The following is an 11,288-nucleotide window of genomic DNA, read 5'->3' as shown; positions in this document are numbered from 1 at the left end:
CCATTGTCATGAGGAGGACCAGATGACGGACAAACAGGAATCCATGAGGAAGACGGGTGGCCACCGTGACTTCGCTGCTCATGAGCAGGGGCGTGGTCCGGGGGTTCCCTCTGCGCTGACCAACAATCCCAAGGCCGGCCAGTGGGACGGTCGCCGGCTCAGTCGGGGAATCGTGGCGGACTACAAGCGTCTGGTCATGACCGACGGCGAGGGGATCCGCTGCTCCCTCTACGTCAGTGGCTGCCCCTTCCGCTGCCAGGGGTGCTACAACGCTTCTATCTGGGACTTCGGCGCCGGGCATCCCTATACCCGGGAGCTTGAGGACCAGATCATCAAGGACCTGTCGCTGTCCTACGTGCAGGGCATCACCTACCTGGGCGGGGAGCCTCTGCTCAACACCCCCATGCTGCTCGGCCTTTCAGAGCGAATCCGGCGCGAGTTTGGTCATGAGAAGGACATCTGGTGCTGGACCGGCTACACCTGGGAGGAGCTGAACCGGCCGGGGGAGACCCCGGACAAGGCCCAGCTGATCTCCTACCTTGACGTGCTGGTGGATGGACGCTACTTGGAGAATCGGAAGAACAGCCTGCTCCAGTTCCGGGGCTCGGACAACCAGCGGATCATCGACGTGCCGCGTTCCCTGGAGCAGGGCCGGGTGGTCATCTGGTCCAAACTGCACGACCAGACCAGGTTCATTCCGGAGACCTACAGCAAGGACCGGCAGCAGGAGCAGCAGCGGGGCTGATACCAGCTCCAGCTCTGAATTGGTCTACGTCGCCTTGCCGGGGCACAATGGGAACCATGACTGATGAGCATGATCACGACGCCAAACCCGACCTGCCCAAGAACCTGAGGGTCCGCTTCTGCCCTTCGCCGACCGGCACCCCGCATGTGGGCATGGTCCGAACCGCACTCTTCAACTGGGCCCAGGCCCGGCACTCGCATGGTACCTTCGTCTTCCGCATCGAGGACACCGATGCCCAGCGCGACAGCGAGGAGAGCTACCAGCAGATTCTGGAGGCCCTCAAGTGGCTGGGGCTGGACTGGGATGAGGGTGTGGAGGTCGGCGGCCCTGACGGCCCCTACCGGCAGTCCGAGCGCGGCGATATCTACCGCGATGTGGCCCGGCAGCTGCTGGATGTCGGCTACGCCTACGAGTCCTACTCCACCGCTGAGGAGATCAAGGAGCGCAACCTGGCCGCCGGCCGTCCTGCCGCTTTCGGCTATGACGGCTACGACCGCGACCTGAGTGACGAACAGCGTCAGGCCTTCCGTGATCAGGGCCGCCGTCCAGCCCTGCGCATCCGCATGCCCGACGAGGACATCGCCTTTGACGACCTGATTCGCGGGCATATCGAGTTCAAGGCCGGGTCCGTGCCCGACTATGTGATCGTGCGCCCCAACGGCGATCCCCTTTACACTCTGACCAACCCGGTGGATGACGCCCTGATGCGCATCAACGTGGTCCTGCGCGGTGAGGATCTGCTCAGCTCCACCCCCCGGCAGATCGTCCTATACCGGTACCTGATGAAGCTGGGCATAGCCCGGGCCATGCCCCTGTTCGGGCACCTGCCCTACGTCATGGGCCAGGGCAAGAAGAAGCTGTCCAAACGTGACCCGGAGTCCAACCTCTTTCTGCACCGGGAGCACGGCTTTATCCCCGAGGGCCTGCTCAACTATCTGGCCCTGTTGGGCTGGTCCATCGGCCCGGATCGGGATGTCTTCTCCATGGATGAGATGGTTGAGCACTTCGACATCCGCGATGTCAAGGCCAATCCCGCCCACTTCGATATCGACAAGGCCGTGGCCATCAACGCCGAGCACATCCGCATGCTGGAGCCACAGGACTTCCTGAATCGCTCCCTGCCCTACCTCAAGCGTGACGGGCTGGTGAGTGCCGAGCGCTGGCAGGACCTGAGTGATAGGGAGCAGCGGATTCTGAGCGCTGCCGCCCCCCTGGTCCAGCCTCGTGTGCGTCTGTTGGGCGAGGTCTCCGGCATGGTGGGGAGTCTGCTCAGCCAGGATGAGTACCTGGAACCCGAGCCGGACGCCCGCAAACAGCTCAAGGACTCGGCCGGGCAGGTCCTGGACCTGGCTATTGCCGCCCTGCAGGATGTGTCAGACCAGGACTGGAAGACCGATCACCTGCACGACCTGCTCACTCAGGCGCTGGTGGATGAGGGAGGCTATAAGCCCCGACTGGCCTTCGGTCCGGTCAGGGTGGCGGTCTCGGGAAGGCGCGTCTCGCCGCCCCTGTTCGAGTCCCTGGAGATTCTGGGCAAGGGTACAACACTCCGAAGGATGGCCAACTTGCGCCAAAACCTCTAAGCGGGTATATTTCTTTTTTGTTGTGCTACTGACCTGCTGAACCGGGTTCGTACGCGGCGAAAAGTGAAGCCCCCGTCGTCTAGCGGTCTAGGACTACGCCCTCTCACGGCGCCAACACCGGTCCAAATCCGGTCGGGGGTACGACATGTGGCAACTGTCCAAGCGGTTGTCGCACAGCCAATTGGGGTATGGTGTAATTGGCAACACAGGTGATTCTGGTTCATCCATTCTTGGTTCGAGTCCAGGTACCCCAGCGGTAGGGACGTAAGGTCTCAAGGAGCGGAATGCCGACACGGTGTTCCGCTCTTCTTGTTTACGCATTACCATGGATTACAGGAATGCTTCTGTCCTGCAAAGCGGCGGACGGAGGTGTCCACGAGAGTTGTTCACGGTGTGAGCAAGCAAACAAAAAGAGGAGGCCCGGCAGACTGTTATGTCAGAGTTTCCGATGATGGAATCTGATACGTTGAGCATAGAAGCTTGAGTGATGAACCTAATCATCGGTTGATCGGGCAACATCACCCGGTATATGAATCATTGTACGATTTTTTCGGTAAAGGTGTGTGATTATGACGACAATCATGGTGTTGGGAGCTGGTTACGCGGGTCTTCGCGTGGTCAAGAAGCTGGCTCATGCAAAGACTGATGCCCATATAGTCCTTGTCAATAAGAACGAGTACCACTATGAGTCCACTCAGCTGCACCAGGTGGCGGCGGGAACCAAGGAGCCGGCGGACGTGGTCTTCGATCTGCGCAAGTCCCTGCCCGATTCGGTGGAGCTGATTGTCGACAAGGTGGTCGGCATCGATCAGGACAACCGCCGGGTCAGCCTGGAGCATCACGATCCTCTGTCCTATGATTACCTGATCAACGCCCTTGGCTTCGAGTCCGAAACCTTCGGCATCAAGGGTGCCGATGAGTATGGATGGCCGCTCGTCGACGTGGACACCGCCTTGGCGGCACGTAAGAAGCTGGAAGAGACGCTGGCCCGCTACAAGACCAGCCATGATCCCTTGGATCTGAGCATCGTTGTCTGCGGCGCTGGCTTCACCAGCATCGAGTACCTGGGCGAACTGGTCTACCGTCTGCCTCAGCTCTCGAAGCGCCTGGGCTTCCCCATGGATCAGGTCAAGGTGGATTGCATTGAGGCCTCGCCCAAGATCCTGCCCATGTTCAGCAAGGACCTGGTCGACTGGGCTGTGGATTACCTGCGCAAGCGCGGAGTCAACTTCCACACCTCCACCCCCATTACCGAGGTCAGGCAGGATGCCGTGGTCTCCAATGATCAGGAGTTCAAGGCCCATACGATCATTTGGACAACGGGTGTGCGTGGTAGCCACGTTATTGCCGATTCCGGGTATAATCAGAAGCGTAACCGTGTAGTGGTCAGGGATGACCTGTCGGTCGAGCAGCATCCAGAGGAGTTCCTGGTGGGTGATGTCAGTGCCGTTCCCGACCCCCAATCGGGTCGGCTCTACCCGACCACTGCGCAGATTTCGATGGCCCAGGCTGATACCGCGGCCGCGAATGTCCTCGCCAGAATGCGGGGGCAGGAGCCCCAGCGGTTCACCTTCCGAAGCCTAGGGACCGTGTGCTCTCTCGGTCCTCATGCCGGGGTTGCCGAAATCGACCGTATGGGCACGCTGAAGCTCAAGGGCAAGGCGGTCTCGGTCCTGAAGTGGATCGTAAACGAGCGGTCGGTCCTGGAATTGGCCGACGTGCGTACCATGTTGGAGAGCAACTGAACCAGCGTCTCAAGGGACGCAAGGGGCTAGACGACGAGGGAGAGGAGGACGAACATGATTCAGGCCATGAGGATGCGGCACATGTTCGTCCCCTTTCAACCTCGGATCGGATCGTTCTGGGCGACGGTGGCCATCGGCCCTGCGTTCATCGACATCATTGACTACCTCCTGCTCCTCCTCATTCCGGCGGAAACCATGGCTGACTGCGGCCTCCGCCGGGATGGTGGAGGCCCCCGTGCCCGTTCGCGGATCGGCAGGAGCGAGAGGAGAGTGGCATTAGCATGAGTTTTCTACAAGGTTTGTGGTTCTTTGTCATCGGCCTGCTTTTCGCGGGCTTCCTTCTGCTTGAAGGCTTCGACTTCGGCGTTGGCATGGCTACCAGGTTCGTGGCCCGCGACGGTGATGAGCGCGCCACTTTCATGAGGGCCATCGGCCCCCACTGGGATGGCAACGAGGTCTGGCTGATCACTGCCGGCGGCGCTATGTTCGCCGCTTTCCCGCTCTGGTACGCCTCCCTCTTCTCGGGGTATTACCTCCTGCTCTTCCTGGTACTGGTTTCCCTGATTCTGCGTGGCGTCTCATTCGAGTTCGCCTCCCACGCGCTGACCAGCCGTGAGCGCGGTGTCTGGCAGTGGGCCAACTTCATCGGTTCCCTCTTTGCGCCATTCTTCCTGGGCATGATGCTGACCAGCCTGATCCAGGGCATCCCCATGGATAAGAACGGCGATGCCTGGCCCGGGTTCTTCGACGTGTTCAACTGGCTGTCCGTGGTCGGCGGCATTGCTGTCGTCTTCTTCAGCTTCGTTCATGGCCTGCACTTCCTGAGCCTGAAGATGGGTGTCATGGATTCCCGTCGAATGCTCAATGTCAGCGAGAAGGCCTACTGGATCGCCTATCCGGCCCTGATCGTCTTCGTGCTCCTGGCCATCTTCAACACCGACTTCTACAAGGCACGTCCACTGTCCACCTGGCTGATCACCGTCATCATCCTGGCATCGGTCATCGGAGGCCACGTTGCCGTCTTCAAGAAGCGCGGCGGCTACGCCTTCACCTGCTCGGGCATCACCCTGATGGCTATCATCGCCTTTATCTTCAACGGACTCTTCCCGCGGGTGATGATCGCTGATGATCCGGCACACAACCTGCTGATTCAGGATGCATCGGCATCACCGCTGACCGTGAAGATCATGACCGTGGTGCTTTGCATCTTCCTGCCCATCATGCTGGCCTACTTCATCTGGAGCTACTTCATCCAGCGCAAGCGGCTGGACACCGATGGTGCCCACCTGACCTCGCCTGTGGCCCCTTCGGTCACCGTGGCTGAGACCGTCTGAAAATCAAAGGAGGCAGGGGGGCAGTGCTGACAGGACCGGAGCGCATCCGGAGGATAATGCATTGATTGACAAAAATCTCTTCCGTTTCGACGGAGTCCGGTCCACCTTGGGCCTGCTGGCTGCACTGTCCCTGGTCCAGGGAATAGGCGTGGTGGTTCAGGCCTATGGGTTGACCCTGGCCCTGGTGCGCATCTGGCGCCTTAAGCACCTCGGGGTGCTGGTGGTGCCGGTGCTGATCTTTCTGGCCGCCTACACCTGCCGGCAGCTCTGCGACGTGGCCAAGGATCGTATTGCCACCGATCGTGCCGATGCCATCGTGGCTGAGCTGCGGCCCAGTATTCAGGACAAGGTCTTCTCATTGGGGCCCTCGGCTCTGGCTCGGCGTGGCACGGGCTCTGCCGTCACCATGTTGGTGGATGGACTTGATCAGGTACGCACCTACGTGCTGACGGTCCTGCCAAAGATGATGGACCTCATCTTCATTCCCCTGATTGTCCTGGTGGTGGTCTGGACCCAGGATGCAGGTTCCGGGCTCATCCTCCTGCTCATGTTGCCCCTGCTCATCTTCTTCATGGTCATTCTGGGTCTGGCAGCTAGGGATCGCTCCAGTCGGCAGTACGCTCAGTTCCGTAAGCTCAACACCAGGTTCATGGATACGGTCCTGGGCCTGCCGACCTTAAAGATGCTGGGCATTGACAAGGAATACGAGGACGAGATCTATTCGGTCTCGGACCGCTTCCGCAAGAGGACCATGAGCGTTATCAGGGTGGCCATGACCTCCACCTTTGCTTTGGACTTCTTCGCCACCTTGGCCATCGCCATCATGGCCGTCTTTTTGGGCAACAACCTGATCAATGCCAAGGTGGAGCTCTTTCCAGCCCTCTTGGCCCTGATTCTTGCTCCTGAGTACTTCATGCCCATCCGCCAGTTCGGCGATGATTTCCACGCCACGCTGAACGGCAAGAACGCCCTCGATGACATCGCGGACATGCTGGCCCAGCCAGAGCCCAAGCGCTTGGAGGAACTGGACTGGTCCGGGTGGAAGGAAGACAGTCACCTGCGCCTGGAAGGAATCGACTTCGCCTATCCTGGCCCCAAGCCGGTGGAGAGCAATGCTTCAGCCGGGGCGCAGATGGATGCCATGGCCAAGTCCGAGAGCCAAAAGACCAGCAAGAAGAGCCGCAAGTCCAAGGCATCCGAGGCTCATGACGGCAATGAGAAATCTGTTTCGGCTGAGTCCGGTTCCAAAACGTCGCAACGGACTGTAGTTGGTGCTGCTGTAGATTCACAGATCAGTGGGTCCGACGGTACTACGGAGGAGCAGCCTCTGGCTCTGAGTGGTCTGGATTTCAACCTGCACGGTTTTTCCAAGGTGGCCATTGTCGGTCGTTCCGGAGCCGGCAAGTCCACGTTGATGGATCTGCTGGCAGGTTTTGACCAGCCCAAGGCAGGCACCATCGACCTGGATGGTCATCAGCTGGAGCACTGCAACGTGGCTGCCTGGCAGCGGCACATCAGCTACATTCCGCAGAACCCCTTCATCTTCCATGGCACTGTGTCCGACAACATCCGCTTTTACAACCAGGAGGCAGACGATGCCCAAGTGGCCCGTGCCGCTGACCGAGCTGGACTGACCGACTGGCTGAAAACGTTGCCCGACGGTCTGGCCACCCAAATCGGAGAGGGCAACCGCGGCATCAGCGGGGGTCAGGCCCAACGAATCGCCCTGGCCAGGGGCATCCTGGACCCTTCGCGCGAGATTCTGTTCTTTGACGAGCCCACCGCTCACCTGGACATCGAGACCGAATACGACCTGAAGCAGACCCTGCTGCCAATCATGGACGGGCACCTGGTCGTCCTGGCCACCCACCGGCTGCACTGGCTGGCCAACATGGATTGGGTGATCATGCTGGAGCATGGACGAATTGTGGCCCAGGGCGATCCGCACGAGCTGATTGGTCAGGGTGGACCCTTGGATGCGCTGATTGATGAGATGGGAGGGAACCAGATTGCCGACTACCAGCAGGACTGAAACCGCCGGAAGAGACGGCACGGGATCGTCCAAAGCCTCCCGCCGCGGCCGCGGACTGTCGGGCTATATGCATATCTGGCACCGCGACCATTGGTTCTGGCCCTATCTGCGTCAGGACAAGGGTCTGCTTACTCTTATCTTCTTCCTGGGGACCATCACCTTCGTATGCGCGGCCGGGCTGATGTTCACCTCGGGCTTCCTGATCAGTAGGTCGGCCCGCCACCCCTTCAACATCTTCGCCGTTTATGTGCCGGTGGTCCTGACCAGGGCTTTCGGTATTGGACGGCCCACATTCAAGTACCTGGAGCGCATCAAGAGCCATGACTGGGTGCTCCGAGTGGTTTCCAAGTTGCGTGTTCAGCTCTACCGCACCCTCTCGCAGGATGCGGCCTTCCTGAACGAGCATGAGCGTACAGGCACGGTCCTGGGCATGCTCTCGGACGACCTGGACCATTTGGAGAACTTCTACCTGCGCACCATCTTCCCCACGGTCGTGGCCTACATGATGTGGGTGGTGGTCACCATCGCCGTGGGTGTCTTCTCCTGGCTGACCTCGCTCCTGCTCTTCCTGCTTTTCGCCCTGATTCTGATTCTGGTCCCGCTGGTCTCGCTGGCTTATTCAGACGGGCGTTACGACATGGAGAAGGCACGGCGGCAGGACCAGTACACCGCAGTGACAGAGAGCTACATGGGCCTGGGGGATTGGGTGATCACCCGCCGTCGGCGGCGTTTCGTCGATACAGCCTCCGGTGATTTCAACGACATTGCCTCCGGCCGTAGAGAGCAGAAGCGCTTCGAACGCTGGCGCAACTGCGGCATCCAGATGATTTTCGCCCTCATGGTGGTGGCTCTGATTGTTGGGGCGGATTTGCGTATGACCAGCTCCACCTCCATTGCTGACTTTGCGGCAGCCGTGGTCCTGGCGGTTTTCCCCCTGGTCGATTGCTTCATCGTGGTCTCCCAGGCTGTGGCTGAGGTCCCCCTCTACACGGACTCGCTGGACCATCTGAACGGTCTGACCGAGCGCGTCGAGTCCCGGCGAATCGAACCGAGTGCACAGACCAGGTTGGAGGGGCCGATCAAGTCAATCGTCTTCGACCATGTCAGCTTCTCCTACGGCCCCGATGACCCCCTGCTGCTGGACGACTTCAGCCTGCGAATCGAAGGCGGGCAGCGGGTGGCCCTGCTCGGTCCCAGCGGCGAGGGCAAGACGACGGTCCTTCAGCTGCTCCTGGGCGACCTGCGTCCTACCAGTGGCCGCATCCTGATCAATGGAATACCGGTCGATGCCTTACAGGATCAGCGTCCCCAACTCTTTGGCTATCTGAACCAGCAGGCCTTCCTCTTCAACACCACCATCGCCTCCAACGTGCGACTGGGCGCTCCCCAGGCCGATGACGATCAGGTTCGCCAGGCCTTGAAGGCTGTACAGCTGGATCAGGTGGTGGATGACATGCCCCAGGGAATCGACACGCCGGTGGATGAGGCCGGCGGCCGTCTCTCAGGCGGACAGCGTCAGCGTCTGGCCCTGGCCAGGATCGTGCTCAAGCGCACTCCGATCATCCTTCTGGACGAACCCACCATCGGTCTGGATCCCATAACCGAGCGGCGGCTCATGGCCATGATCTTCAAGGTCAGCCAGGATCGCACCCTTCTTTGGGTGACCCACCACCTGCAGGGGCTGGAGGAGGCCGATCAGGTCATTTTCATGCAGGATGGTCATATAGCCATGCAGGGTCGGCCTGTTGACCTGTACCATGAAAACGCCCGTTTCCGTGAACTTTATCGCATGGACGTCTCTGACGTGGACAAGGGTGCCGGTCAAGGGATATACTTAAAGAAGCAGTCAGATTCAGATGGACGGAACCCTGTTGAATGACCATCAGGCTGTTTCCCGAGCAATGAATTTTGCACGGTTGTCGGGTCGCCGATCCTGGCGGATGGCTTCCCGGCCGGTCACCGTGCACCGTCGGTTCATGGACTGGACGGTAAGGAAACCGGAGCCCGTGGAAGCGACCGGGCCGCGAAGTCGGGGAGAGCTGAAAGGTTCTTGTGGGCACAAGCCTGGTCATATCTGAATCCGTCCGGATTCGACCCGTGTACCCGCGCCCGACGAACCCTGCAGAGATTGGGAGGAACGATGTTCACTGTATTGGGATTGTCTAGATTCCAGTTCGCCATGACGACGATATTCCACTTCTTCTATGTCCCTATGACCATCGGTCTGGCCCTGGCGGTCGCCATCATGGAGACCACCTATGTGGTGACCAAGAAGGATGTCTACAAGAAGATGACCATGTTCTGGTCCAAGATCTTCCTGCTCTCCTTCGCGGTCGGCGTGGTCACCGGCATCATCCAGGAGTTCCAGTTCGGCATGAACTGGTCCAATTACTCCAGGTTCATGGGTGACATCTTCGGCGCCCCCCTGGCCATCGAGGCCCTGCTGGCATTCTTCCTGGAATCAACTTTCATCGGCGTGTGGATGTTCACCTGGAATAGGTTCAAGCCGGCCGTGCATGCGGTCTTCATCTGGCTGACCTTCCTGGGTTCCTCCATGTCGGCAATCTGGATTCTGGCTGCCAACAGCTTCATGCAGCATCCGGTCGGCTTCGAGATCAACCAGGCCACCGGCCATGTGCGACTGCGCAGCTTTGGCGACGTTATGTCCAATCCTCAGCTGTGGATCGAGTTCCCCCACGTCTTCTTCGCCGCCGTCTGCACAGGTGCCTTCGTGGTCATGGGCTGCAGTGCTTTCAGCCTGCTGAGGATGCATATGGGGAACAAGGACAAGGCCGTGGCCGCTGTCGAGGCCGACTCCGAGAAGCAGGCCAAGGTCAACCTGTTCACCAAGTCCATCCGTCTGGCTGCTCTGCTTGGGCTTATCGGCTCCATCTGCGTGATCACCTACGGTGATTTGCAGGGCAAGTACATCGTGACTGATCAGCCTATGAAGCTGGCCGCCACCGAGGGCATCTACGAGGATACCGGCGATCCCGCCCCTTGGAACGCCGTGGCTCTGATCAATGAGAAGGACCATAAGCTTGAGGGCTCCGTCGAGATTCCCGGCGCCATGTCGCAGCTGGCTTACGGCAAGAAAACCGGCGCTGTCAAGGGCATGAACACCGTCAACAAGGAGCTGCACGAGAAGTACGATGCCAAGTACGGCAAGGACATGAACTACTACGTGCCAGTCACCACCCTGTTCTGGGTCTTCCGCCTGATGGTCGGGATCGGGTTTGCCTTTGCCCTGATATCGGCATTGGTGCTCTGGTTCACACGCAAGAAGAAGAATACGCTCTTCACGACACGTTGGAAGCTCTGGATCATGGGCATCTTCACCTTCGCCCCCTTCGCTGCGACGACCAGCGGCTGGCTGGTGACTGAGCTTGGGCGCTATCCGTGGCTGGTCTATGGTTTCCAGACCATCGCCGATGGAGTTTCACCCACCAGTACAGTGCCGAACCTGCTCTTCACTTGCATTGTCTACTTCCTGCTCTTCCTGGTCCTGGGCGGAGTCATGGTCTTCTACACCAGGAGGACCCTGCACCAAGGACCCTTCTACAAGCCGGATGACGGCAACGGGCCGCAGCCTGCCAAGGTTCATGGCGCACCGGCTAGGGTAGCCTTGGCCTGATGGTCGACTGATTTCAAACCCTTCCTTCCCCTTCGGTAAATCCCCCGCTTCGGACCGCATGGTTCGGAACGGGGGATTTGCTGTCTTAGTTTTGCCATCATAGGCAGCCAGCGGCGGTGAGGTTTAAGAACAGAGAGTAATGACGAGCATGAAGTGGCAGATGTGACGGATGTTCGGTTCGTGGCTGATACCAGGCTGGCATCACTCGCTTTCGT

8 protein-coding genes and 2 tRNA genes are annotated in these 11,288 nt (G+C 59.6%); all 10 read left to right on the top strand.

Annotated elements, in window-relative coordinates; translation table 11 throughout:
• Positions 1-22 precede the first annotated feature (22 nt).
• The 10 genes from nrdG (at position 23) to H3V04_RS05950 (ending at position 11,073) form a co-directional block, all read left to right on the top strand.
• Positions 23-745, top strand: coding sequence for an anaerobic ribonucleoside-triphosphate reductase activating protein (gene nrdG / locus H3V04_RS05995; RefSeq protein WP_198187561.1), 723 nt, complete (start codon positions 23-25; stop codon positions 743-745).
• Positions 746-801: 56 nt separating this feature from the next.
• Entirely contained in the window at positions 802-2,328 is a 1,527-nt protein-coding gene (gene gltX / locus H3V04_RS05990) for a glutamate--tRNA ligase (RefSeq protein ID WP_198187560.1), read from the top strand.
• A 68-nt stretch (positions 2,329-2,396) separates the two neighbouring features.
• A tRNA-Glu gene (locus H3V04_RS05985) sits at positions 2,397-2,469 on the top strand.
• 41 nt (positions 2,470-2,510) lie between these two features.
• Positions 2,511-2,582 (top strand) — tRNA-Gln (locus tag H3V04_RS05980).
• Positions 2,583-2,897: 315 nt separating this feature from the next.
• On the top strand, positions 2,898-4,073 hold the full coding sequence (locus tag H3V04_RS05975) for an NAD(P)/FAD-dependent oxidoreductase (RefSeq protein WP_198187559.1): 1,176 nt from the start codon (positions 2,898-2,900) through the stop codon (positions 4,071-4,073).
• A gap of 54 nt (positions 4,074-4,127) precedes the next feature.
• Positions 4,128-4,358: a hypothetical protein gene (locus H3V04_RS05970; RefSeq protein ID WP_198178667.1), complete on the top strand. Its 231-nt coding sequence runs from the start codon at positions 4,128-4,130 to the stop codon at positions 4,356-4,358.
• Positions 4,355-5,407, top strand: a complete 1,053-nt coding sequence (gene cydB / locus H3V04_RS05965; RefSeq protein WP_198187558.1) for a cytochrome d ubiquinol oxidase subunit II — start codon at positions 4,355-4,357, stop codon at positions 5,405-5,407. Before H3V04_RS05970 ends, cydB begins: the two co-directional genes overlap by 4 nt.
• Before the next feature lie 61 nt (positions 5,408-5,468).
• Complete coding sequence (locus H3V04_RS05960; RefSeq protein WP_232342597.1) at positions 5,469-7,439, top strand: ABC transporter ATP-binding protein/permease; 1,971 nt, start codon at positions 5,469-5,471, stop codon at positions 7,437-7,439.
• A 67-nt stretch (positions 7,440-7,506) separates the two neighbouring features.
• Entirely contained in the window at positions 7,507-9,318 is a 1,812-nt protein-coding gene (cydC, locus tag H3V04_RS05955; protein WP_198187557.1) for a thiol reductant ABC exporter subunit CydC, read from the top strand.
• A 261-nt stretch (positions 9,319-9,579) separates the two neighbouring features.
• Positions 9,580-11,073 (top strand): cytochrome ubiquinol oxidase subunit I, encoded by a 1,494-nt coding sequence (locus H3V04_RS05950; protein ID WP_198183659.1) that lies wholly within the window; start codon positions 9,580-9,582, stop codon positions 11,071-11,073.
• Positions 11,074-11,288 lie beyond the last annotated feature (215 nt).

The sequence above is a fragment of the Bifidobacterium sp. M0353 genome (assembly GCF_016100645.1).
Classification (GTDB): domain Bacteria; phylum Actinomycetota; class Actinomycetes; order Actinomycetales; family Bifidobacteriaceae; genus Bombiscardovia; species Bombiscardovia choladohabitans.
This window is presented reverse-complemented; position numbering and strand designations above follow the sequence as displayed.